Source organism: Pseudomonas gingeri (assembly GCF_013386165.1).
Lineage (GTDB): Bacteria > Pseudomonadota > Gammaproteobacteria > Pseudomonadales > Pseudomonadaceae > Aquipseudomonas > Aquipseudomonas gingeri_C.
Genome location: NZ_JACAOS010000022.1, coordinates 315,896 through 337,898, shown reverse-complemented (window position 1 = coordinate 337,898; position 22,003 = coordinate 315,896). Strand labels below are relative to the sequence as shown.

The 22,003-nt window shown below is 57.7% G+C and carries 13 protein-coding genes; 3 read left to right on the top strand and 10 right to left on the bottom strand.

Annotated features, from left to right (window positions below; translation table 11 throughout):
* Position 1 precedes the first annotated feature (1 nt).
* Positions 2–472 (bottom strand): tRNA (adenosine(37)-N6)-threonylcarbamoyltransferase complex ATPase subunit type 1 TsaE, encoded by a 471-nt coding sequence (gene tsaE / locus HX866_RS29115; protein WP_177125525.1) that lies wholly within the window; start codon positions 470–472, stop codon positions 2–4.
* Positions 460–1,320 (bottom strand): NAD(P)H-hydrate dehydratase, encoded by an 861-nt coding sequence (locus HX866_RS29110; RefSeq protein ID WP_177140942.1) that lies wholly within the window; start codon positions 1,318–1,320, stop codon positions 460–462. The genes tsaE and HX866_RS29110 overlap by 13 nt, the downstream gene beginning before the upstream one ends.
* Before the next feature lie 63 nt (positions 1,321–1,383).
* Here HX866_RS29110 and queG point away from each other — a divergent pair, with 63 nt between their 5' ends.
* A complete protein-coding gene (queG, locus tag HX866_RS29105) occupies positions 1,384–2,472 on the top strand; it encodes a tRNA epoxyqueuosine(34) reductase QueG (protein ID WP_177090523.1) in 1,089 nt (362 codons plus the stop codon).
* A gap of 9 nt (positions 2,473–2,481) precedes the next feature.
* On the opposite strand, the gene HX866_RS29100 is transcribed toward queG, so the two are convergent.
* The 6 genes from HX866_RS29100 to orn all read right to left on the bottom strand — a co-directional run bounded on the left by HX866_RS29100 (position 2,482) and on the right by orn (position 17,125).
* Positions 2,482–6,732: a hypothetical protein gene (locus HX866_RS29100; RefSeq protein ID WP_177140941.1), complete on the bottom strand. Its 4,251-nt coding sequence runs from the start codon at positions 6,730–6,732 to the stop codon at positions 2,482–2,484.
* Between the two features lie 8 nt (positions 6,733–6,740).
* Complete coding sequence (locus tag HX866_RS29095) at positions 6,741–8,585, bottom strand: hypothetical protein (protein ID WP_177140940.1); 1,845 nt, start codon at positions 8,583–8,585, stop codon at positions 6,741–6,743.
* Positions 8,586–8,597: 12 nt separating this feature from the next.
* A complete protein-coding gene (locus HX866_RS29090) occupies positions 8,598–11,615 on the bottom strand; it encodes a hypothetical protein (RefSeq protein WP_177140939.1) in 3,018 nt (1,005 codons plus the stop codon).
* Positions 11,616–11,667: 52 nt separating this feature from the next.
* A complete protein-coding gene (locus HX866_RS29085; RefSeq protein ID WP_256345030.1) occupies positions 11,668–15,753 on the bottom strand; it encodes a hypothetical protein in 4,086 nt (1,361 codons plus the stop codon).
* A 134-nt stretch (positions 15,754–15,887) separates the two neighbouring features.
* Complete coding sequence (locus HX866_RS29080) at positions 15,888–16,502, bottom strand: trimeric intracellular cation channel family protein (RefSeq protein WP_177091306.1); 615 nt, start codon at positions 16,500–16,502, stop codon at positions 15,888–15,890.
* Positions 16,503–16,582: 80 nt separating this feature from the next.
* Positions 16,583–17,125 (bottom strand): oligoribonuclease, encoded by a 543-nt coding sequence (gene orn, locus HX866_RS29075; RefSeq protein WP_177090531.1) that lies wholly within the window; start codon positions 17,123–17,125, stop codon positions 16,583–16,585.
* Positions 17,126–17,236: 111 nt separating this feature from the next.
* Between orn and rsgA the strand changes: the two genes are divergently transcribed.
* Positions 17,237–18,268 (top strand): small ribosomal subunit biogenesis GTPase RsgA, encoded by a 1,032-nt coding sequence (gene rsgA, locus HX866_RS29070; RefSeq protein ID WP_177090533.1) that lies wholly within the window; start codon positions 17,237–17,239, stop codon positions 18,266–18,268.
* Between the two features lie 61 nt (positions 18,269–18,329).
* On the opposite strand, the gene motB is transcribed toward rsgA, so the two are convergent.
* Together motB and motA are read right to left on the bottom strand one after the other, a co-directional pair.
* Positions 18,330–19,364, bottom strand: coding sequence for a flagellar motor protein MotB (motB, locus tag HX866_RS29065; RefSeq protein ID WP_177090535.1), 1,035 nt, complete (start codon positions 19,362–19,364; stop codon positions 18,330–18,332).
* 3 nt (positions 19,365–19,367) lie between these two features.
* Entirely contained in the window at positions 19,368–20,219 is an 852-nt protein-coding gene (gene motA / locus HX866_RS29060) for a flagellar motor stator protein MotA (protein ID WP_177090537.1), read from the bottom strand.
* A 210-nt stretch (positions 20,220–20,429) separates the two neighbouring features.
* Here motA and HX866_RS29055 point away from each other — a divergent pair, with 210 nt between their 5' ends.
* A complete protein-coding gene (locus tag HX866_RS29055; protein WP_177125518.1) occupies positions 20,430–21,968 on the top strand; it encodes an HDOD domain-containing protein in 1,539 nt (512 codons plus the stop codon).
* The last annotated feature ends 35 nt before the right edge of the window (positions 21,969–22,003 follow it).

Genomic DNA, 22,003 nt, shown 5'->3' with positions numbered 1-22,003 from the left:
TTTATTTAATTTCCAATGCCAGATCGGCACACCAGGAGTCGCCTCGAGCGCCCTGGGACAACAGATACAGCGAACGGCCGCCATTATGCGGGCTAATGGTAATGGTCAGGTCAGGCTTTGGCAAAAAGCCCTGGCCCTGCTGCGGCCACTCCACCAGGCACAGCGCCGCGCCGTCGAAGTAGTCGCGAATGCCCATGTATTCCAGCTCTTCCGGGTCGACCAGGCGATACAAGTCGAAATGGAAGGCACGGATATCACCGATTTCGTACGGTTCAACCAGGGTAAACGTCGGGCTTTTCACTGCGCCGACATGGCCCAGGCCGCGAATGATGCCCCGGGACAAGGTGGTCTTGCCGGCGCCGAGATCGCCTTCGAGGAAAATCACGCCGACACCACCGGTGACCTCGGCAAGGGTCCGGCCGAACGCGACCATGGCTTCTTCATCAGGCAGTTGAAGGGTTAGTTCAGACACGGTGATTGCTCCTCCAGCAACTGTCGAATGACGGGAATCAGATCGCTGGCCGCCAGTCCACGGCCGTTTTTACCCAACTGCTCACCGGCGCTGGCGTGCAGCCACACCGCCAGGCAGGTGGCTTCGTAAGCCGGCAGACCCTGGGCACGCAGGGCACCGAGCAAACCGGAGAGGACATCGCCCAGGCCAGCGGTGGCCATGGCCGGATGGCCGCGCTCGCAGATCGACAGGCGCCCGTCCGGCGCGGCGATCAGGCTACCCGCGCCCTTCAGCACGCAGACCGCCTGGTACTGCTGGGCCAAGCGGCGAGCGGCAGCGGGACGATCAGCCTGTACGGCCGCCGTCGAAATACCCAACAGCCGCGCCGCCTCCCCCGGATGCGGGGTGATGACGCTGTCCGTCGGTAACGCAAAGCCGCCAGCAGCCAGCAGATTCAAGGCGTCAGCATCCCAGACTTGCGCCAAGCCGGCATTCGCTGCCAGCGACAACAGGCTGCGGCTCCAGGCGGATTGGCCGAGTCCCGGGCCGACCACCAGCACGCTGGCTTGGGCCAACACGGTCATCAGTTGATTGGCCGATTCGATCCCCAGCGCCATAAGCTCCGGCAGCCGAGCCAGCGCGGCGGTCACATGCTCGGGACGCGTCGCCAGGGACACCAACCCCGCGCCATTGCGCAAGGCCGCTTCGGCCGCGAGCAGGATGGCACCGCCAAAACCCCGGTCACCGCCGACCAACAGCACATGGCCGAACTGCCCTTTGTGGGCGTCCAACGCTCGTGCGGGAAGGCTCGGCAGGGTGGCGAGGGTCAATGACTGAATATCGGAAAAAGGCGCTTTGGTCTGCGGCATACGTCGTCGAGCTCTGATGTCTGGCAGAATTATACGCACCAAAGCCTAGGTTTCTCCTGTCTCATGCCTGTAATTAGCGTCGACCTCCCCGCCCTCGCCCAATCCATCAAGGAATGGGGTCGTGAACTGGGCTTCCAGCAAGTCGGTATCGCCGGTCTTGAGCTGGGCGAGCATGAGCAGCACCTGCAACGCTGGCTCGATGCCGGCTACCACGGTGACATGGAGTACATGGGTGCCCACGGCAGCAAACGCTCGCACCCCGACGAACTGGTGCCCGGTACGTTGCGGGTGGTCTCGTTGCGCATGGACTACCTGCCGGGCGATACGCAGATGGCCCAGCGCCTGGGCCAACCGGAAAAGGCCTATGTCTCGCGCTACGCCCTGGGTCGTGACTATCACAAGCTGATCCGCAAACGCCTGCAACAGCTCGCCGAACGTATCCAGCAGGTCATCGGGCCCTTTGGCTATCGCGCCTTTGTCGACAGCGCCCCGGTGCTGGAAAAGGCCATTGCCGAACAGGCCGGGCTCGGCTGGATCGGCAAGAACACCCTGGTGCTCAATCGCAAGGCCGGTAGCTATTTCTTTCTCGGCGAGTTGTTCGTCGACCTGCCGCTGCCGGTGGATGCGCCCCATGCCACGGAGCATTGCGGTCGCTGCACGGCGTGCATGGATATCTGCCCGACAGCGGCCTTTGTCGGGCCCTATGTGCTGGATGCGCGACGCTGCATCTCGTACCTGACCATCGAGCTGAAAACCGCGATCCCCGAGGATCTGCGCCCGCTGATCGGCAACCGGGTGTTCGGCTGCGACGATTGCCAGATGGTCTGCCCGTGGAACCGCTTTGCCCGACCGTCCGATGAAGGCGACTTCAAACCCCGGCACAGCCTGGACAATGCCGGGCTGGCCGAGCTGTTTCTGTGGGACGAAGAGACCTTTCTCAAGAACACCGAGGGCTCGCCGCTGCGCCGGGCCGGTTATGAGCGCTGGCTGCGCAACCTGGCAGTGGGCCTGGGCAATGCACCCTCGACCATCGTGGTGCTCGAAGCCCTCAACAGCCGCCGGGATTATCCCTCGGACCTGGTGCAGGAACATGTGCACTGGGCGCTGCGCCAACATGCGGGCCGTGCGCTGCCGACGAACTCAACACCCTGACCCCAAGGCTCAGATAGACACCGCAAAACCGCTGACAGAAGCCTGAAGTTCGATATCGCAACGACTGACTTCTCTCCTGAGCAACAACAGGGAACATCCCGTCGAGTTTCTCAATGTGATCTGCGACCGGTCACCCACCACCGCCATCACCGGGTAGTTCTCGCCGCTCTTGAAGCGGATATCGGCGGGCAACTGAACGGTTCGCACCACCTGCTCCAACGCGCAGGCGCCGTGGCCATCGGCGTTAACCAGATCAAGCCGAAAGGTGCTCTTGCCCTTGAACTTGGTGACCTCCAGGGAAGAACCGGACAAGTCCAGCTCCCTCAGCGCCTCACGGGCATCCTGGCCGGACAGGTCCAGGCTCACTTGCGGCAGCGCCCCGGGTGGAACGACCAGTTCCGTGCGGCTGCCAAAGTTCGAGTCAAAGTCCTTTGACGTCATCACGCTCTTCTTGAATTGCAGCGTATAGGGCGTCCCGGGGTGCAACCTGACCTGGTATTTATTCCGGGCCTGCTCCTGGGGCGACTCTCCCACCGCCCAGCCAAAGGGATTGGCCTCCAACAGCAGATGAGGGGTGGCACCGAACAGCAGGATCGTCGGGACCGGACCAAAATCCAGCACCTCCAGGCGTGTGTTCGGCGTGGCAGGCATCGTCACCATCAGCTTGCGCTCGCGCCCTCGACGAGCCTCCCGACGTCGCAGGTACCAGCCTTTGTGGACGTGCTCAGCCGTTCCCCTGCCCTTGGCGTCCGCCCAGGAGCGCAAATCGTCCGGGCTCAACCCCCTTGGCGACAACGTATACCCCATGGGTTGGGAACCCTGGCTGAGTGCACCGATGCCCTTGAGCGGGTTGGTCTGGTCGCGGTCGTCCGAGTCATTGATCATCGGCGTCAGGAACAGATCGACGCCATCCTCCTGTACGCCCGTGGTGACCTGGCCTTGCCCAGGGTCGCGATAACCGTCGAACAGTCGATCCGCCGCCTGGCGCATCTGCTGTTGGGTCAGGATGCCTTGCAATGCCGAAGCACCGAACAGGTTGCTGAAAAACAGACCGACTTTCTCGTCCCAGCGATAGTTATCCAGTTGCGCAAGACTGACGATCGCATTCAGGAGAATATTCACGACGGCCAACGCCATGCCCACCAGGATCAACGCAACGCCCACCCCCGGTACGCCGATCAGGATAAATCCCGCCAGGTTCACCCCGAACGAGACCCCGTCGATCACCGTCATGGTGATATACAGAGCCTGCTCTTCGGCGCTCGTCGCCAACCGCGCACCTTCGACGTTGCGATACAGGCTGACCGCCGTGAACAGCACATCCAGGGGCAGCAGCACCTTGTTCATCTTGAAGAACAGATGATCCAGCCTCGGTTGCCAGAGCGCCCGCGAAGCACTGGAGGCCAGGCGCAAGGCCAGCGCCGGCCCGATATCGCTGGTGAAATCAAAGACCCCCTTGACCACTGCCAGGGAATCGCTGGTGGTGAGCAGGCCCGATCTGACCGAGGAAAAATCGAGATGGAAGGGCTGGGTGCGGAAGTCCACGAAAACCCCGAATGCCCCGAGCAATCGACTGGAGCCGGCGGCCACCCGTGCAGTGGTCTTCAGGGCGATGGGGGACAGTTGCTTTTTTTCGATGGCGTTTTTGGCGCGACCCAGGTTTTCCTGGGTCTCTTGCAGGTTTCTCAAGGACGCCGAGTCCCGCAGCAGCGCCTTTTTTTGTCGCAGGCTGTTTTCCAGTTGCTCGATGGCGGGAAGCATTCTGCTGTCCTCGCCTGATTCGAGTACCGCCCTGAGGTCCCGTGTCGATACACCGAGTTGTTCACTGCCCAAGAGACTGCGATAGAGGGGCGCGCCAAGCAATATCCGGCGCCCATACCAATCGGTAACGGGTTGTTGAGCCGTCCTGAAAATAGAGTCTGGCACACCACTCTCAAGGAACAGGTGAATCCTGTCCACCTCAATCCCGGTGATCTCCCTGTACTCCTGTTTGGTGGTGAAAAACAGAATCTGCGCCAACTGTTGATTATAGTAGGACGTCGACGCGTAATTATCAGGCTGCACACCATACACCTGCGTATCATGCGAACTATAGAATGGGAAATCCTGAAACTCCCTGTCGACAATACCCAAGTGCTCGCGAAAGCCTTTCAGTATCAACTGCCGCTTGTAATGATAGCGGTGATCTGCCGGATCAATCAAAAACTTGATTCTATTTTCTTTTCGCAGATCTTCCAGGGCCTGCTTGAACTGTCGACTATTGATCTGCGCATCAATATCAATAGTCCCGTCAGGTCTGCGAGAGCGATAGCGGTTTTTTATTCCCGCATAATAGCCGTGCAACAGACGCATGGTTTCAAAGGTGTTGACCGGTAAAAACGCCCCAGTTCCCCCGGGCCTGATGGAAACCCTCTCATAAGCCAGGTGTTCCATGCGGGCAACGTGCTGCGCCTCTGTCGAAGGCAAAAACAGCGACGAAGTCATTTCACTCATGCTCAATGTCTCTGCCCTTCTCCTCTTCCTTTCCTCTTCAAGATCGTGCTCGTAAACAGCATAGTCAGAGGTTTTTTCCTGTTTAGCCTGGTCAAACTCGGCCTCTGATACAACACCGCTCTCAAAGGCCGGTTTGACCAGGCCGGTCACGGAAAACACATGGGTTTCCTGCAAGAAGCGCTGGACCACGGGATCAGCAAAATCCAAAGTAGCCGACTTCGATATAAAATGACGAAACTCGTCCGCTGGCATGTCCTTCATGATATTCAGCACCACCCCGGGAAGTGGCGGCATCCGATCCTTCGATTCCAGCACACGGAACGGTACCAGGACCGCTTTTCCGGCAGCCATCAAAGAAGAGTGAGGGCTACAAATAACGGTGATATTCGGGATCCAGCGCCGGGTGACACCGTCGCCTCCCACGACATTAAAGCGCCCGGCCTCCAGGCAGCGCTCGACAAAAAGAACCGCGACATACTCGGCCATGGCCTTGGGGAAATTACACGCCGAAAAATTGAGATACTTGATTTCCTTGAATCTGGCCGAGCGCTCTCCAAACGCCGCGGTAAAATTACTATAGATCCAGCCGGCTATTCTCTCAGCGCTGGAGACGCCCGCCAAACCCCAGACATCCGCATGACCGACTATATTGATGATGCCGTCGAACGGAACGCCAACTCCCCCTGGGCTGATATAGTCAATCGAGAGGACATCAATCGGCTTGGGCCGGCCGCCGCCCAGCAATGTATCGATATCGTGTGATCGCGCCCGGTGGTAGCTGCTGATGCTATAGACGCCCAACTCCTGATCACTGCCAATCAGTCGATCCAGGTTATCCTTTCTGAAACGTACAAACTCCTTGTCCAGATTAGCGATATATCGATGTGCAGCCTCTGGATCGGCAGGTATGGCCGTGTTGGGCTCCAGCATATCGACAATGGTGGGGAACGTGAGTGCACTGATCCGCCATGCATCGCCATGGGTCTGTCGAACCGTCTGCCTGAACGAAATAGCGAACTTGATTAAATCCTCGGGACTTTGCAGCACGCCTTTACTTTTGTAGGAAAAATAATGCTCGATAAATATCAACGGATATTGCTCTTGATAGGACATCAGAGCCCAATACAGCAGGGGAGCGGCAACATCTTCACCAATCAGCAGATTGAGGGACGCTCCCACCGCACGTTTTACACGACCACTTGACCGGGATGGCGTCACCGGCAGGTTGACCCCCAGAAACTCCCGCTCTTGTTTTTGCGCAATACCCAGGTAATGGAGAGAAATCAAGCCCCTCAGAAAATTCAACTCATGCTGTTTTTGAACCGCGTTATTACCCTCGACCTTGGCCATTGCGATGAAGTCCTTGAGCAATGCCAAATGGACCCGCGCACGCGCGGCATCCTCTCTTGCACTCAACAAACCCGGCTCCAGCTCCGAGTACGTCGCCCGCAATGCCTCGCTCATGTCCTTCCAAAGCAGCAAGGACTGGATATCCCGAGTAAAATCGAAGCCCCATTGGTGCCGAAAACAGGGGTAGATCACTCTCTGCTCGCCAATTCCCTGGGTGTAGATATCGCCCAGCGTGTAGGTTCTCCCGGCCAGCATTGCCGTTATTTTTGTATCTTTCAGATGAAGATCCGGAAAAACAACCGCGTAGCGCCTCAAGATTTTCAGGACGGACTGAAGATAGGCCAGGCTTTCCTTGTCCAGCCCCCGGCCTGATATTTCATATTGATTCAGGCTGTAGTCGAACGATAACTTTTGCATACGTCCACCTAAACCTTCAGTGATTTTTTATATTGTTCGACCAGAGGCTGGAGCGAACCGGAAAAGCTCAGGTGGGCTAATGTCTTCACGTTATAGTCCTTGTCGACCTTGTCCCCGACCGTCAGCAAGCCCTCACGTCGCCACAACGCGCTACGCCAAAGACTCAAGTCCCGGATCGAAATCATCGGACCGTTAGCGCTTTTCTTTCCCAGGCCCAGCGTCAGGATGACTTCATCGATGGTTTGATTTTTTTGAGGTCCTGCCTGACCGATCGCATAGGTCAAAGAGGCTTCCAACTCGGCACAAAGATCACTGTCCGCGCCGGCGGCGAACAGGTTGAAGGCCCTCCGATCATCGCTCAGGGAAAGCAGCAGGAAACAGGGGAAGTCCTTCAGCTCTATCGCCCCACGGTCGTTACCCTGATCGTCGCGCAAAAGCATCTTTGCCTCATGGCTCAGCTCCCCACTCGCTGAATCCACCTTTATTCGCCTCAGTATTTGAACAGTGAAGACGACGTTGTTCTGAGGTACGGAGGCCTTGCAGGTGAGCACACCGATATCTGCTCGATGGCTGTAAAGTGCCTTTTTATCTTCGTTCAGCTTGAGCTGAAGCTGGCTCATGGTGGTCTTCAGTTGCCCCGCCACTTCAAAGTTCGACACGCTCAGTTGCCCGATAAACAGCGGAAGCTGGCTCGCCAGCGTGCTGGTCTTGATGACGTCCACGAGGGTTTGATCTTTATAGTCAGCACTGGGTACAAAAGACCCGGACGGATCAAAACGCTCTACGTCCCGCACAATCCTTTTAAGGCGCAAGCCGTGTTGTCGCCTTGAGAAAACAGACTCTGACAAGCTCCAGCGCTCGATCAGCGAGGCGACGGTCTGGAGTTCGAATGAGCGCAGTTCCTGCACCCACAGATTCAACATGAAACTGGCGCAGGCACCGCGATCTGCCGAAGGCGTCAAGGAAACAGAGACTTTATTTTCGAATGCATCGAAACACAGTCCCTGAGTCGTCTCGATAGCGAAATGAGCGTTTTCCACGGAATAAAACAAATCGTTGCCGAGCAGCCCCCATCTGTTTTTCTTAAAGGGGTAATAGGCGGACAAGCACTCCAGCGGCAATTGCCGGTATGCAAAGCTCTTCAATCGTTGTTTTTTTTCTTCCAGGTAATCCCTGAAAATCTCTTTTCCCTCTGGCTGGGCATTGCCCACCCACGCCGCCACTCGCTCCAGGCGCAAGGAATGCTGGCCATTCTTGATGGACACGGGAATGGTATTGAACTGAAATTCACTGAATCCCGAGAAAAAATCCCTGAACCCGTCACCGAAATCACTCAGGATATAGGGCTCCTCCCCGGTCTTCTCGGTATTCCAGACCTTGATGGTCGAAAGACCGTCCTTGGTTTCCAGCTTGATCACACAGGGCTTTTCATGGGAGAACATCAGCGCCTCGGTTTTTCCCGAGACCATTCGGGCAGCGACTTTCAACGCGCTTTTACTGCGCCGACTCGCCGCTGAAACCTGCCCCTGTTGATTTTCTTCCCAGACCCTGAGCATCAGGTACAACTGATCGTTCAAGCAGACCAGGGTAAAACTGCGACCCAGCCGATAGGAAAAGGCTCTTTCATCCGCAGCACCTGGCCGTTGCTCAAGCACATAATGATCTTCCCTTTCTTCGCCCATCCAGATATTCGGCTTGGCCACCAGGCTGGCGGAATCGGCATCATTGGCCTTCCAGACAGCGTTAATGGCGGTAAATTCGAAGGTGAACGCATAGTCCTTTTCTCCATAAAAAGGGCACGCCACCTTATAACGATCCTCGTTCATCTCGAACCGCTTGACTTGTGCAGACATCAGGGACTCTCCTTATTCCTTTTCGACCACGTCATACTGGTTGATCTGATCTTTCAGATACGCCTTCGAGTGCTTATCCTCGGCAACTCTGTCGGCCAATTGAACAAAGCCTTGTTGAATAGCCGGTTGCGGCAAAGCCGATTGCAAACGATAGGCCTCCTCTCGCTGACTCAACTGCGACTGTCGCAAAAAATCAATTAATTGATCGGCGCTGAACATGCCCTCCTGAAGCAGCAGGCTGAGCCGGTTTTGCGCGGCGCGTTGCCATGCCACGATGCCCTTCAAACAAAGGGTCAATAGCTGGTTTTCCGTTTCCAGAAAGAAGAACAGGTCGTTATCTTTTATTTGCGCGGTTCTGAAACTGACTGCGGCTGCCGAAAGGAAGTTGAGTGCCTCTTTTTTTGTCGACAGGAACAAAACCTTGTCGCCGCCCAGCACACCGGAAACTTCAATGGTATTCCTGTAACCATTGGCAATCACATTGTCGGTGCCGCCCTGGTCGAGATAGAAGAAGTTCTCAGGCAGGTTGCCGACCAACTGGGTTTCATGTCGGCCGCCATGCAGATAGGCCACGTCGCCACGGGCAATCAGGATATCCTGGCCGTCTTCGCTGGGATAAAGCGCTGTATCGGGTTTGCCCAGAATGCTGTTTCGCGACACGTACTCTGTCTTGCCGCTCCACTGACGAAGCACGGTGTGCTCACCCAGCGTTTCACGACTGAGGTCGACTTGCCTGCGCCAGTAAACTTTTCCGTCGGTTTGCGAAACCTCCAAGGTGTACAGACGCCCCTTTATCTCGATTTCCAGAAACTCGCCGAACGGCTCTTTCAGGAAATTGACCAGCGTCAGCGAACCCTCCTTGAGTAACGCCTTACTGCCCTCCAGGCTGGCCCGGACCGCCGAATCCTGGATCGACGCCAGCTCCTTTTCAGGATCGACCAGCAGCGCCCACTCCAGGACGATACTGCCCCAGCGCTCGTCCTCCGGACCCGGCACCTGTATCACAACGTTTTCCAACTCGACCCCCATGAGTTTCAAACGAGAAGGCGCCAGCCCTTTCTGAAGATCTTCCTCCGCGGCGAAATCAAAGGTGGTGTGGGAGTCCCACATCAGGTAAATCGTGTTCGGTGAACCTCGACCTTGAACGTTGCTGCGTCCCTGCCCCACATACAGGATATTGCTGAAGAGCGGGTCCAGTTCATATGCGTGATTGCCTTTCAGGCAGGGAATATAGGTATAAGGATTAAACTTCCCTTCGACGTTCAGGAAATACGGGGCGTCATAGGTTCCGCCCTCAAACTCCCTTTCTGCACGGTATGAGTAAGGTGAGGGGGTTGCCGAAAGCGCATCTTTTCTCATCCAGATACAGAGCACCAGTATTTCCACGCCCCGCCACCAGGCAGGCACAACTTCGATGCCGGTTTTGTGCAACCAGCGCGTACTGAACAGCTTGCTTGCCGTTTTCGAATAGCCATGGACAGAGACATTCTTCGCCACCGCGTCGGGAAAGGCTGCGCTCATGAGCACATCCTTTGCCATTCTTTCAAACGAGAAGGGAATCGCCGTATAGGCCAATGTATGCTGCTCAAGAAACGCCGGCAGTTTGGAGCCCTGGACCACGGGATCGATATCCAATCCGTCATAGGGCAGATCCACCTCTTGGGCAATCTGCGCAAATGTCAGCGTGCGATTGAAATAAAAATCGACTCCGGAGAAAAATACTTGATCCATTTCCGGCAAGGCAAGAGGTGAAGTCAAATGGATCCGATAATAACAAACCGAGGTATTTTCTTTTAAAGGGTCCTTGATATCCATCTCGAAAAAATAGGGATCGCCCCGCGTGTCCAGATTGAACAGTCGCCTCGAGGCCAGCGCCTCGACGACTTTTCGAAAGTGGCAACGCCCGACATAGGTTTCCTCGCTCAGCGGCTGATAATCCGTGCCGAGCATCTCATAGGAAAAATTGACCCATTCCTCTGGGGCCTGCTCAAAATATGCCAGGCCCTTGAGACGCAAAAAAGACTCTTGATCACGATAGGCAACCGACGCGAGCGATGCCATATCAATCAGCAGTCCATGCTCTGTTTTTTTAACCGCCGTCGAAAGATCAAGGTGATGAACACTGTTATAGGACACCTCACTGCCCGAATCATAAAAGAGCCTGAACCGGGGGAAATCGACATTCAAGTACTTGAACAGGCCTTCGCCATTCAGCAAAAATTTCATATTGAGCGATTCGAGCGCATGGCTTTTATTGATCGATTTCATATCAATGAGTTGACGGCTCGACGCGTTGACCCTGACCTGCAAAAAATCCTTTTTTTCATCCTCCAAGGCGTCTACCCGCGCGCCCCCACGGGTCGTAATGCGGTAGGAAAACTGCAGGGAACTCAAACCAAAGGCTGAAGTTGTTGCCGCCGCCAGGAGCACGAAGCCTTTTGACCGGGTATTTTTTATCTCCGCAAAACTCAGGTACCCAATGGTAGGGTTCGTCGGCTGTCCATCATGCCGGGTCAGCCTGATTTCGTAATTAATGAGGGTATCACCGGGATACCGGTCGAGCTCCGCCAGCCTTTGCGCGTTGAATACCAGCGCCGTCGAGTCATAGGATCGACTGGTCGCGCTGCCCAACGGAACAGGCTGGTTGTTTCCCGGAACCAGCAACTCTGGCAGGTCCATTTCCAGAACGTTATATAAACGATTCCCATAATAGAGATCGGGATTCAGGGTAATGCTCTGGTTCTGCAGAACGATTTTTAAATGACGTTCTATATTTTCTTTTAATACTATTTCATCGTGTTTGACTTCGCGGACAAAAAAATTGCCCTCCAGGGACACCTGAAGTTTCGCTCGATCACGATCTTCGATTTTAAATGACTGCCGGTTAAGCGTTGTCACCCGTGGGTCCAGCCAGGTGAAGAGATCATGATACCTGAGCGAGGTATCCGTCAGAATCAACTCGACCTTGTCCAACCGGGAGTCCGCCGCCGGACTATGACCGGTAATCTTTATGACCTTCCTGTCACTCATCACTTATATTTCCTTTAAGTGTTTGAATTTATTTAAAACGCCAGGCTTGCAGCTAAACGGAAAGCGCAAAACCGCTGACCGGGGCCTGTATCTCAATCTCGCAACGGCGAACCTCGCGCCTCAACAACAGCAACGAACGCCCCGACGCGTTTCTCAGGGTGACCCGCGAGCCCTCCCCCAGCACCGCCATCACCGGATGTGTCTGGCCGCTCTTGAACTGGATATGTGCCGGCAGTTGAACGGTTCGAACCACCTGCTCCAGCGCGCAGGCGCCATGCCCTTCGGCGTTCACCAGGTCGAGCCGGAACCGGCTCTTGCCCTTGAACTTGGCGACCTCCAGCGAGGACTGCGACAAGTCCAGTGCCGCCATCGTCTCGCGATCCTGGCCGGACAGGTCCAGGCTCACTTGCGGCAACTTCTGGAACGGCTCCTGCGGGACGATCAGCTGCGTCCAGCCGTCAAAGTTCGAGTCAAAGTCCTTTGACGCCATCTCACTTTTCTTGAATTGCAGGGTGTAGGGCGTCTCGGCATGCAGCCTGACCTGGTATTTGTTCAGGGCCTGCTCCTGGGGTGACTCTCCCGCCGCCCAGCCGAAGGGACTGGCCTCCAGCAGCAGGTGGGGCGTGGCGCCGAACAAGAGGATCGTCGGGATCGGGCCAAAATCCAGCACCTCCAGCCCCGTGCTCGGCGTCGACGGCATCGTCACCATCAGCTTGCGCTCCTGCCATCGGCGAGAATCCCGGCGTCGCAGGTACCAGCCCTTGTGGACCTGCCCGGCCTTGTCCTTGCTCTTGGCATCCGCCCAGGATTCCAGGTCATTCGCGTCCAGCCCCAACGGCGACAACGTATACCCCCTGGGCTGCTGGCGAACGCTGGTGTCCTGGCTCACCATCCCGATGTCCTTGAGCGGGTTGGTCTGGTCGTTGTCGTCGCGGTCATTGATCATCGGCGTCAGCAACAGATCGATGCCTTCTTCATACAAGCCGCTACTGATGACACCTTGCGTGTGATCAGCATTGCCCTCGAACAGCCGATCCGCCGCCTGACGCATCTGCTGCTGGGTCAAAATACCCGGCAGCGCCGAAGCTCCGAACAGGTTGCTGAAAAACAGACCGACCTTCTCATCCCACCGGTAGTTGTCCAGGTGGGCCAGGCTGACGATGGCATTCAAGAGAATATTCACCACCGCCAGGGCCATCCCCACCAGGATCAACGCCACCCCCACCCCCGGCACGCCAATCAGGATAAATCCCGCCAGGTTCACCCCGAACGAGACCCCGTCGATTACCGTCATGGTGATATACAGCGCCTGTTCCTCGGCGCTCTTCGCCAACCGCGCACCTTCGACATTGCGATACAGGCTGACCGCCGTGAACAGCACATCCAGGGGCAGCAGCACCTTGTTCATCTTGAAAAACAGATGATCCAGCCTCGGCTGCCAGAGCGCCCGCGAAGCACTGGAGGCCAGGCGCAAGGCCAGCGCCGGCCCGATATCGCTGGTGAAATCAAAGACGCCCTTGACCACCGCCAAGGAATCGCTGGTGCTGAACAGGCCCGATCTGAGGGAAGAAAAGTCGAGATGGAAGGGCTGGGTGCGGAAGTCCACGAAAACCCCGAATGCCCCAAGTAACCGACTGGAGCCGGCGACCACCCGCGCAGTGGTCTTCAGCACGGCGGGGGACAGTTGTTTCTTCTCGACGGCGGCTTTGGCGCGGCCGAGGTTTTCCTGGGTCTCTTGCAGGTTTCTCAAGGACGTCGAGTCCCGCAGCAGCGCCTTCTTTTGCCGCAGGCTGCTTTCCAACTGCTCGATAGCGGGAAGCATCCTGCTGTCCTCGCCTGATTCGAGCAGCGCCCTGAGGTCCCGCGTCGACACGCCGAACTGCTCACTGCCCACAAGACCCTGCCGCAGAGCGGAGTCCACCACGATGGTGTTCGACTGGGGGCTCGCCTCTTGAAAGGAATGGAACACCTGCGGAGTGAACTCTACATGCGGTATGTTTTTGAAAAACTGCCGGGCGGCCGCATCGAGATTGATGTTGGTCATCTCGAAGTAATCCTGCTTATCGAGTAGAAACAGCTTCTTGTAAGCAAGCTGGTAATTGGTCTCGCTGCTCGGTACCGGGCTACCACACAACCCGAAAATCACGTCCGTAAAGCTCCTTATCTTTAACGGACCGGCAGGATCATAAGGATCAATCAGAACTTTCAACTTCGTGCTCGTATACAGGCTATAGCCGCCCACGAAATCACGTCGCGCCCTGGCCTGTTTCAAATTCGCCAGAAAAGCCACCACCTTTTTGATGGTTTTAATTTCACCGACCGGCAATAGCTGTGAGGCCTCCGCGATAGAGGCCACCTTGACCAATGAGCGAATCGCATCAACATTCTCGGGAAAATGTTCCTGGATGAGCTGGCTGTACTCATCAACACCCTGCTGCCGGGCATTAAAATACTCTGTGACAACCCCCCTGAAATACTTGATCGATACGGTTTCCAGCTCGGAACGCTCTGTCGGAGATATCCGACTCACCTTGAGCACGTTGGTGCTCTTCAAGTACTCCACGAATGAAGGGTTGCTCAAATCGGGATCATGACCCGGCCATTCAAAATGCTCGCTGACCGCCAGCTGAATATTGGGGTAGGTATTGATGAGGTGTCTGAACGCCTTGAGCACATGACCCGGAAAAACCAGATACTGCTCTTGCCAGCGGCTCGACAGGTGCCCGAGGGGTGGCTCGGCGGTTAAGACAAGCGATGCGCTGGGACTGCTGACAACAAGTACATTGGGAACTTTATCTTTTTCAAAATGAGGCCGGGCCTTCTCCAAAAGAAGAAGCGTGATGTGGGTGGCCAGCCCTTGAGAAATATGGCAGGACTGAAAATTGACAACTTTTAACTTTCTGAATCCGTCCCCGGCATAGGCAGTGAGTAAATTATTGAACAGCCAATCCGCAACCTTTTCTGCGTGCCCGAGAACGTGACCCTCTATATCAATGCCATGCCCTATAACATTGACAATCCCATCAAAAGGCACACCCTCTGCGGCAGAAGACGCATAACCTATCAGCAAGCGGCTATTGCTTAAGGTATAGGTGGTGTCCAGATTTAAATAAGGACGATTGCCTGGGCTGAGTGCGCCCGTCAGGATTCTTCCCCTGGCAGTCGTAAATTCCTCATGGACACTGAACAGCATCCGCCGCCATTCCGCCGAGTTTACGTTAGGTAGCGAAAGAAGCGTTTGTGCCAGGTTACGCTCTCGCAAGGCGGTTAATTGGTGAAGTCCGACAAAGTGAACAAGGGGAACTGAGCGGAGATTGATGGTTGCCAAGAAATCAATGAAATCTTTCCGTGTATTGATACGCCCTTTCCATCGCGTGTAGTACGTAGAAAGCATGTGCATGGACGCTCGGTCGGTCACACTTTGCGCAGCGATGACCTGATAGAGCCTGACATCGGCAACGTCATCCCCCACCAGGAGATTCAACGAGTGTTCGGCGGCTCGTTTGCGTCGGCTGTTTTTCGTCGTGGAGACCGTGGCATGCGTCAGGACCACCCCCCGCAACGCCCTTATCCTGGCCTGTGCGACGCCCACCTGACAAAGAGAAAGCAGTCCATTCAGAAACCCAAGCTCTTCTTTTTTCTCCCTGAAGTTACCGCCTTCCAACCGGGCCTGGGTCGTGAAATCCTGGGTCAGCAAAAAATTGATTCGGTGCTCTTCGGCGGCGGGCGTTTTTATCAACTGCGACTTCAGGGCGACATACTCATCCCGTGATCCGTCATTCATCGCCGTCCAGAGAGAAAAGGTCGGTATTTCCTTTATGAAATCAAATACAAACGTCTCCCGAAAGCAGGGATAAATAATGCGTTGCTCATGCGTCCCTTGCGTATAAATCCGACCTAAAACATAGGCCTTTTCACCCAGTGCCGCGTAGATCTCCCTATCCTTCAGATAAAGACCCGGTAAAGAAACAGCGTATTTCTTCAAGGTGCGCCGAACCGCATCCAGGTAGATCAGGCTGTCTTTGTTCAAGGCACTACCCGACACCTCATAATGGTTCGCGCCATAGTCAAACAGTAGCTTTGCGCCCTGCACCAGGGCGCGCGCAGGGCGGCTGCCGGGGGGAAAAGACTCAAGCATCGCAATATCCTTATTACTCTTGATGAGTCACAAGGCTACGCGCAGTCCTTTTCTAAAGAAAAACGGAATTTATTGATCAGACCCCGGCACAACGAATCAACAATAAGGGATCAAACAATAGATAGATAGGCCCACTAGGCCTGGTCATTATAAACAAACTTTGGCATTTCCCAATGAAAGCGAATCGCCAATAAGCGGAGCAGAAAACCACCGGACAGCGTGATCAAAATCGCCTGTTCATTGGGCAACTGCCAGTAGGTACAGCCGAGAAAACACCAGGCAGCGGCGAACGAGACGCTGGCGTAGAGTTCACGACGGAAGACCAGGGGAATATCGTTGCAGAAGATATCTCGAAGCACCCCACCAAACACCCCGGTGATCACCCCACTGACCGAAGCCACCATCATGCCTTGCCCCATTTCCAGGGCGGTCATGCAGCCGATCAGGGTAAAGGCCACCAGGCCCAGGGCATCGAGCACCAGGAACAGTGAGCGCAAGTGGCGCATCAACGGCGCAATGAACACCGTCACCAGGGCCGCGACCGAGGTCAGCACCAGGTACTCCGGGTGCTTGACCCAGGTCAGCGGGTAATGCCCCAGCAACACGTCGCGCACCGATCCGCCACCCAGGGCGGTGACGCAGGCGATCAGCACCACGCCGAACCAGTCCATGCCGCGGCGTCCGGCCGACAGGGCGCCGGTCATGGCTTCAGCGGTAATGGCGACGAGGTAGAGCATCAGCAACATGATGGCGATCCGGGCAGGTAAAGGCCCGCAGTCTACTGATTTGCGCCGCGCCCCAAAAGGGCGCAGCTAACCCGCGGTGCGACTCAGAACTTGATGAAGTGCTTGCGGTAGTGCTGCAACTCGGCAATCGACTCGCGAATATCGTCCAGCGCCAGGTGCGTGCTGCCCTTCTGGAAGCTGTCACGCACTTCCGGTGCCCAGCGTGCGGCCAACTCCTTGAGGGTGGAGACATCCAGGTTGCGGTAGTGGAAATAGTTTTCCAGGGCCTTCATGTGGCGCGCGAGAAAACGCCGGTCCTGGCAGATGCTGTTGCCGCAGATCGGCGACTTGCCTTTCGGCACCCATTGCTCCAGGAAGGCGATGGTTTGCGCTTCGGCTTCGGCCATGTCGATACGGCTGTCGCGCACACGCTGGGTCAGGCCCGAGCCACCATGCTGACGGGTGTTCCACTCGTCCATGCCGGCCAGGATCTCATCGCTGTGATGGATCGCGATCACCGGGCCTTCGGCCAGGGTGTTGAGATTGCTGTCGGTGACGATAGTCGCCATTTCGATGATGACGTCGGTGTCCGGGCTCAGGCCGGTCATCTCCAGGTCGATCCAGATCAGGTTCTGTGGGTTTTGCATGGGGGGGGCTCCTCGGCGTAGCCGCACAGTTTAGCGCAGGCCGCGCTTGCCGGGCGTGCTAAACTCGCGACCGCTTGACCCTCCCCGCCGATTCAACGACACGGAACACCCATGGCCAAACGCCAGCTCAACCGCCGCCAGAACTGGCGCATCGAAAAGATCCAGGGCGAACGCGCCGCACGCGCCGCCAAACGCGAGTCCCAGGCCGTTGAGGCACTGGAAGGCGGCGACCTGGGCACCGAGCAGACAGGCCTGGTGATCGCGCACTTCGGCGTGCAGGTCGAAGTCGAGGCGCTGGAAGGTGAGCTCAAGGGCCAGGTATTCCGCTGTCACCTGCGGGCCAACCTGCCGGCGCTGGTCACCGGCGACCAGGTGGTCTGGCGCGCCGGCAACCAGGGCATCGGGGTGATCGTCGCGCAACTGCCGCGCACCACCGAACTGAAGCGCCCGGACAGCCGTGGCCAGCTCAAGCCGGTGGCGGCCAACGTCGACATGATCGTGATTGTCTTCGCCCCGCTGCCTGAGCCCCACGCCAACCTGATCGACCGTTACCTAGTGGCCGCCGAACACGCCGGCATCCGACCGTTGCTGCTGCTGAACAAGTTCGACCTGATCGACGAGCAGAATGCCCCGGCGCTGAATGCGCTGCTGGCGGTCTACCGGCAGTTGGGTTATCCGTTGCTGGAAGTGTCGGCCCATCACGGCAACGGCATGGAACAGCTCCAGCAACAACTGGACGGGCGCATCAGCGTGTTCGTCGGCCAGTCCGGGGTCGGCAAGTCCTCGCTGGTCAACAGCCTGCTGCCCGAGGTGGACACCCGCGTCGGCCCACTCTCCGAACTGTCCGGCCAGGGCACCCACACCACCACCACCGCCCGGCTGTTCCACTTCCCCGGCGGCGGTGAACTGATCGACTCCCCGGGTATTCGCGAGTTCGGTCTGGGTCATGTGAGTCGTGCCGATGTCGAAGCCGGCTTTATCGAATTCAACGACCTGATCGGCACCTGCCGCTTCCGCGATTGCAAGCACGACCGCGAACCCGGCTGTGCCCTGCTCAAGGCCCTGGAAGACGGCCGCGTGCAGCAGCAACGGATGAACAGCTACCGCTCGATCATCGCCAGCCTGCCGCAAGACAGCTACTGAGGTGACCGAAACAACAAGGCCGCGATCATCGCGGCCTTCTTGTTTGACTTGGCTGTCTGGCTTATGAGCCCGTCTTGGGCTTGCCCGGCTCATCCATCTTCAACACCCCATCCTCGAAGATGTTCAAGCGTTGCCGCACCTCGTGGGCCGGCAGCGGCTGCTTGTCGGCCGGCACGGCGTTCGGGTCCACCGGCACCTCGCCCGGAGCCCCCTGCCCTTCGGTAGGCGTCGGCGCCGCGTCATCCGCGCCCTGCTCACCTTCGATCGCCTTCTGCGCCTTCTTGGTCAAGACCACGATATCGATACGGCGGTTGACCGGATTGAACGGGTCGGCCTTGTCGAACAGGGACGAGGAGGCGTAGCCCACCACCCGCGCCACTTGCTCGTCCGGATAGCTGCCAGCCACCAGGGCACGCCGGGCCGCGTTGGCGCGGTTGGCCGACAACTCCCAGTTACCGAAACCGCCGGTGCCGGTGTAGGGCTTGGCATCGGTATGACCGCTGACGCTGATCTTGTTCGGCACTGCCTTGATGGTGTCGGCCATGGCCAGCAGGATGTCTTCGAAGTAAGGCTTCAGACGTGCACTGCCGGAGTCGAACATCGGCCGGTTTTCCGCGTCCATGATCTGGATACGCAGGCCATCGGGGGTGATCTCGAACTTGATCTGGTCCTTGAACTTTTGCAGTTCCGGGCTCTCGTCGACCTTTTTATGCAGCTCCTGCATCAGCAGTTCCAGGCGCTCTTTCTCCACCTGCTCGGCCATGCTCTCGACCTGATCGGTGTCGACCGTGACCTTGTCCGGCTGCGGCTGGGATTTGACTTCCGGGCTGAGGGTCTTGTCCGGCGCCAGCACCGGCGAGCCACCCAGGTCGATGATGTAGGGCGTACCGCTCTCGGAGAAGCCGATCGGGTCCTTGAAGTAGCCGGCGATGGCGATCTTCTGTTCCGGGGTCGCGGTGGACAGCAGCCACAACACCAGGAAGAACGCCATCATCGCCGTCGCGAAGTCGGCGAAGGCGATTTTCCAGGCGCCGCCGTGATGCCCGCCGGCAAAGCGCTTGACGCGCTTGATTATGATCGGCTGATTGTTTTCCATGACTCAGCGACCGCGAACCGCTTGTTCCAGCTCGGCGAAGCTGGGACGGTGCTTCGGATACAGGACCTTGCGCCCGAACTCCACAGCCAGCGAAGGCGGCATGCCGGAGGCCGAGGCCACCAGGGAGGCCTTGATCGCTTCGTAGATGTTCAGCTCTTCCTTGGCATCGTGGGTCAGGGAAGTCGCCAATGGACCGAAGAAACCGTAGGCGGCGAGAATACCGAAGAAGGTACCTACCAGTGCCGCACCCACGTGCATACCGATGGCTTTCTGGTCGCCTTCCCCGAGGGAAGCCATGGTCACCACGATCCCCAATACCGCCGCGACGATACCGAAACCGGGCATGGCATCGGCCACGCCGGTCACGGCGTGGGCCGGATGTTCGAGCTCTTCCTTCATGGAGAACAGCTCCATGTCGAACAGCCCTTCGAGTTCATGGGGCGCCATGTTGCCGGAGGACATGATCCGCAGGTAGTCGCAGATGTAGGCGGTCATGCGCTCGTCTTTGAGCACTGCCGGGTACTTGGCGAAAATCGGGCTGGCGGCGGCATCTTCGATATCGCCTTCAATCGCCATCATGCCTTCACGGCGGCTCTTGTTGAGGATCTCGTAGATCAGTCCCAGGACCTCAAGGTAAAAGGTGTGGGTAAACCGCGAACTGAACATGCTCAAGGACTTCTTGATCACGTGCATCGTCATGTAGCCGGGGTTGGCCTGCAAAAACGCACCGAGGGCCGCACCGCCGATGATCATCACCTCGAAGGGCTGGATCAGCGCGGCGATCTTGCCGTGGGAAAGCACGTACCCGCCGAGCACGCTCGCGAATACGACGATGATGCCGATAATTTTAGCCATAGGTAGAGAGCACTTACTGAGTCGGGTTCAAGGTCATATTCGGAAGTTAATAAATCTCTTCTTCTCCTTATCGGCGAATCTGCGCCAGACTATAGCCAGTTCAGGCGAAAAGCCAGAAAACCGGCCATGTGCCAGCTTGCACGGTCGATTGCGCAGCGCCTGCCCAGCCCTTTACGGGCCTGTTAACAGTGATGATGATCGCGCTCGAATATGGCTAACGAAACGACTGTTTCCACGCAAAAACCCAACACGTTGCAGGGCTGGATCAAGCTGCTGCAAGCCGTGCGTTTGCCCGTCCCCCAGGACAGTCACGACCGGGTCTGTCGCGCCATCCGCGACAACCGCAGCTCGCTGCGCGATATCGCCGAACTCATGCAGGATAGCCCGGCCCTGGCGCTGAGTGTGATCTGTGAAGCCAACCAGCACACCCATGGCAGCATGACCGAGCCGGCGGAAAACCTTGAGGTGGCGATCAATCGCCTGGGTTTGAAGCGCACCGAGGCATTGCTCGCGCGCCTGCCAGCCAAGGCCCCGGAAGAAATTCCAGTGGCCTTGCGTCAGCTCCAACTGATCAGCCAGCACGCCAGCCAGCAGGCCAACGGCCTGTTCGCCGCGCGCCTGGCGCGCCTCTGGCAGGACATCCATTGGGGCAGCCTGTTGTTTCTCTCGCCCCTCTGGCCGCTGGCCCTGACCCACCCGAACCTGCTCGAAGACTGGGAGTTGCGGGTGATTCACAAAAATGAGTCCGCTGCTGCCGTCGAGCAGGAACTGTTCGGCGTACGCCTGCTGGACCTGTGCCAGGCCCTGGCCGATATCTGGCGCCTGCCGAACTGGGTCACCCAGGGCTATCAGGTGCTGAAGAACGAATTGCGCCCCCTCGCCAGGGCGTTGCACATCGCCCGTGACAGCGAGCACGGCCTGCACCAGCAACAGCAACTCGACGCCGATCCGGAGCTGCGCCGCTGGCTGAACCAACCCTCCAATACGGTATTGCTGGCCAACGGCCTGGCGCTCTCGGCACAACAGGCCTGGGACAGCCCCCATCACCTGCGCTGGCAATACCTGACCAGCCTGTACCTGCAACAATCCATGGACGACTTGCAGCAGCAACTGCACCAGCAGGCCGCGCAGAGCGCCAACCAGCACAGCATGCCGGACCTCTGGCACCCGGCCGAAGCACTGATCTGGCGCGGCAGCATGCGTCGGGTCCACAGCGGCCTGCTGCCGGCGGTCGATCCTTCGCCCCAGGCCCTGGCGCTGTGGCGCAAACACTGCGCCGAACTGCTCGCCGAACCCAGCCGGTTCACCAACGCCATGCACCTGACCGGCATCGCCCGCGACGCCCTGAGCACCTGCGGTCTGCGCCGGGTGATGATCCTGATGGCCGACCGGACCCAGAGCACCCTGCGCGTGCACCAGATCGCCGGGCTGGCGAAGGAGTCGGCCAACCTGGTGATCCAGGTCGGCTCGAGCCCGGTCCTGCAACGACTGCTGAGCCAGCCGGCGCAGATTCGCCTGACCCCGGCCAACAACGCGCAGTTCTCCGCCCTGTTGCCCGGCAACCTGCGGGCACAATTCCCTGGCGAACATCTGCTGCTGCGCTCCCTGACCAGCAAGGGCCGGGTGGTCATGCTGGTACTCGCCGACCAAGGCGGCGGGCCGTTCTCGGAAATGACCGTGCAGGCCTTCGGCAAAACCGCACAATGCATCGAGAAGGCGCTCCACGCCTTTACCAACCGCGGCACATGACGCTGCGCTACAATCCCCCCTTTTGCGCCCAGGAG